This window comes from Mesobacillus sp. (assembly GCF_049588175.1).
GTDB lineage: Bacteria > Bacillota > Bacilli > Bacillales > Cytobacillaceae > Mesobacillus.
On the sequence record NZ_JBAVFI010000315.1, the window covers coordinates 1 to 3,383 of the forward strand.

Here is a 3,383-nt window from a genome sequence, read left to right on the forward strand (position 1 = left end):
CCTTCTGGTCCCTTAAAAATAATTTCTTCCAATGAAGACTTTCCCGATAGAAAATCGGCGATTGATAGATGAGTGCTTCTTCCCATCAAAATCTCAATATTCCCCATCCCGATATCAAGGTCAAATAACAACACCTTGAGTCCTCTCCTGGCTAAGGATATTGAAAAATTCAGTGAAAAGTTGGACTTGCCAACCCCTCCCTTTCCGCTTACAACAGCTAGCGTTTTCGCTTCCTTATTCGGGATTGTTTGTTTTAGCCGTTCTCTTAGTTTCTCTGCCTGGTCACTCATAGCTGCTGACTCCAAGAATGGTATTTACGATGATTTTCGGATTTGCTTCTATCAAATCATCAGGCACGTCTTGGCCATTCGTCAAATAGGCGATGCCCGTCGAGAACTTCTGTGACATATTCAGCATCGCTCCATAAACAGACGTTTCATCTAATTTAGTAAAAATGAATTTGTCGATGTGGATGAGCGAAAATTGGTTTCGGATTTCTTCCATATCCTTTTGTTTCGAAGTTAACGCAAGCACAAGGAAGGTTTCCATGTCATTGTTAAAATCAATCACATTTCTCAAATCGCTGACATATTTTTGATTTCTGAAGTTCCTACCGGCTGTATCAATAAAAACGACATCATAGTCCTTGAACCTATTTGTAGCTGTCTGAAAGTCTTCGATGTTATAACAGACTTCTATCGGTACATCCAGAATTTTCGCATATGTTTTTAATTGTTCAATTGCAGCAATCCGATAAGTATCGGTCGTGATAAACGCAACTTTTTTCTGATGCTTCAATACACATTCCGCTGCAATCTTTGCTAGAGTTGTCGTTTTCCCCACACCAGTCGGGCCAATTACATTCACGAATTTCTTTTGAAAAGAAATCCCCCCAAATGAATGGTCAGCCAACTTTTGAGCGAAAGCTTCAGCGCTCCATTTTCCGATTTCTTCAGTGTTTGCAGCTCCCCCGCCTAAATACCATTTTTCTAGAAGAGTTGCCGCCAGCTCATCGATTAGTTCTGTCTCTAGCTCCTGGATTTTAAAGTACTGCAGCTGCCTGCTGACTGGCTCAGGCAAAGACACAGGTATATCAGGCTGTACACCTTTACTTTTCAGCAATTCCTTTAACTGTGCAATTTCCTTTATCAACTCACTATTTCCATTTGAAATCTGAACTGCTGGATTTGCCTGCTGCAGAATAGGCAGATGCTCATTTGCTTTTAGAGATTTTTTTATCAAAGGGTCTCTCTGGGACTTCTCCTGCTTAGCGGGTTCCATGCTTATTTCTGTATCAGGATCTATGGCAGCGATGACTTCTATATTATTTTTACGAAAAAAACCCATGAAACCGCCTGTCTGGATGACGCGTGAATTTAAAATCACCGCATCGCTTCCAAGCTCCGCTCTAACTTGTTTCATTGCTTCGGGCATGGATGAAGCTGTATACTTTTTCACTTTCATTCTACATTCACCACTCCGACACTTTGGACTTCAACATTTGCTTCTAATTCGTTATATGACAATACAGGGATTTGAGCAAAATATCTTTCGGTCAATTGACGTACATACATCCTGACAGCAGGAGAGCAGAGGACGATTGGAGTTTGTTCCATAATGCTCAATTGTTCCACCTGACTTGCCACCGATTCTAGTATCCCCTGGGAAACAGCCGGATCTAATGATAGATAGTTACCATGCTCTGTTTGCTGAACACCTTCAGCAATCAATTTCTCGACTCGTCCTGAAAGTGTAATGACCTTCAATGTATCTCCCATTCTTGAATATTGATTCGTTATCTGTCTAGCAAGCGCCTGGCGAACATATTCTGCCAAAATCTCCGTATCAGTTGTCACCTTTCCATAATCAGCAAGTGTTTCGAAAATAATCGGAAGGTTTCTGATTGATACGTTTTCCCTAAGCAGTTTTCCTAGTACCTTTTGGATCTCACCGACAGACAATGGATTTGGTGTCGCTTCCTCCACGAGGATTGGATAACTTTCCCGTAAATGATCAATCAGCTGCTTCGTTTCCTGTCTTCCAAGAAGTTCATGCGCATTAGCTTTGATGACCTCGGTAATATGCGTTGAAACTACCGATGGTGGATCGACTACAGTATAGCCAAATATTTCAGCCTGTTCCTTCATTTCTTCGGTAATCCACTTTGCTGGCAGTCCAAAGCTTGGCTCGATTGTATCGATACCTTCCACTGATTCATCATCAATTCCCGGGCTCATCGCAAGATAATGGTCTAGAAGTAACTCACCCCTGGCCATTTCATTACCTTTGATTTTTAGTCTATATTCATTCGGCTGGAGCTGGATATTGTCGCGAATCCTGACAACGGGTATAACGAGACCTAACTCTATCGCAAGCTGTCTTCTGATCATGACAATCCTGTCAAGCAAGTCTCCTCCCTGATTTGTATCTGCCAGCGGAATCAAACCATAACCAAATTCAAATTCGATTGGATCCACATTCAGCAAGTTGACAACACTTTCCGGACTCTTCATTTCATCCATCTGGATGTCTTCTTCCATGTCCTCTAGCTGTTGTTTATCAGGTTCAGGTACACGCGAGAATGTATAGCCTCCGACTGCCATTAATGCCGCTAGAGGAATCGTCAATAAATCAGAGATTGGAGTGAATAAGCCTAGGAGAAAGATGGTTCCACCGGCTACATATAGCATTTTTGGATATGCCGTAAGCTGAGATGTGATATCAAACCCAAGATTTCCATCAGATGCTGCACGTGTGACAACAATACCTGTAGCAGTAGAAATCAACAGCGCAGGAATTTGGCTTACGATTCCGTCCCCTACAGTCAGCAGTGAATATCTTTGAGCCGCTTCGCCAATTGCTAATCCTTGTTGAGTCATTCCAATTACTATTCCAAAGATTAAGTTAATCAAGACGATAATAATGCCGGCAATTGCGTCACCCTTTACAAATTTGCTGGCACCATCCATCGCCCCGTAAAAGTCAGCTTCTCGGCTTACCTTTTCGCGCCGTTCACGTGCCTGCTGTTCAGAAATCATTCCAGCATTCAAATCCGCATCAATACTCATTTGCTTACCTGGCATCGCATCAAGCGTAAACCTGGCTGCAACTTCAGATACACGTTCAGAACCCTTCGTGATAACAATAAATTGGATAATAATCAGGATGAGGAAAACAACCATCCCGACTACTACATTGCCCCCGACTACGAACGAACCAAAAACCTCGACCACTCCACCTGCTTCCCCATGTGAAAGGATTGAACGTGTCGTCGAGACGTTCAGGCCCAAACGGAATAAAGTTAAAATTAACAGCAATGAAGGAAAAACAGAAAATTGCAGAGGTTCCGTCATATTCATTGTGTTCAACAGCACTAGAAGCGC

At 42.5% G+C, this 3,383-nt stretch carries 3 protein-coding genes; all 3 read right to left on the bottom strand.

Annotated elements, in window-relative coordinates; all coding sequences use genetic code 11:
• Positions 1–290 (bottom strand): P-loop NTPase (locus WB217_RS07720; RefSeq protein ID WP_423992190.1); only part of this gene is annotated, 290 nt, incomplete at its 3' end.
• Positions 283–1,464, bottom strand: a complete 1,182-nt coding sequence (gene flhF, locus WB217_RS07725; protein ID WP_423992192.1) for a flagellar biosynthesis protein FlhF — start codon at positions 1,462–1,464, stop codon at positions 283–285. The genes flhF and WB217_RS07720, both read right to left, overlap by 8 nt.
• Positions 1,461–3,383: flagellar biosynthesis protein FlhA (gene flhA, locus WB217_RS07730; protein ID WP_423992194.1), on the bottom strand; the 1,923-nt coding region annotated here is incomplete at its 5' end. The genes flhF and flhA, both read right to left, overlap by 4 nt.